The sequence below is a fragment of the Aquabacterium soli genome, assembly GCF_003933735.1.
Taxonomy (GTDB): domain Bacteria; phylum Pseudomonadota; class Gammaproteobacteria; order Burkholderiales; family Burkholderiaceae_C; genus Aquabacterium; species Aquabacterium soli.
Map to the genome: position 1 here is coordinate 1 of NZ_RSED01000107.1, position 330 is coordinate 330.

Consider the following 330-nt stretch of genomic DNA (forward strand, 5'->3'; position numbering starts at 1 on the left):
GCCGGGTTTTGTCGAGGACAATCATTCATCTAGGACCTGCGTCGCCACAGGTCTCAAGCGACCTACCCGAATCCAGCATGGGCCATGCCTCATGGATTCCTATTTGGTCTTGCTCCAGGTGGGGTTTACCTTGCCGTGACGTGTTACCACGCACGCGGTGCGCTCTTACCGCACCCTTTCACCCTTACCGGCTTCCTGTAAACAGGAAACGTAGGCGGTCTTCTCTCTGCTGCACTTGCCGTAGGCTTGCGCCCCCCAGGCATTACCTGGCACCCTGCCCTATGGAGCCCGGACTTTCCTCCCCTCCCTTACAGGAGCAGCGATTGTCTG

General features: G+C 58.5%; 1 other RNA gene. It reads right to left on the reverse strand.

Features of this window, described 5'->3' with window-relative positions:
- Window positions 1–328, reverse strand: an RNA gene (rnpB, locus tag EIP75_RS23965) — RNase P RNA component class A.
- Window positions 329–330: the final 2 nt, after the last annotated feature.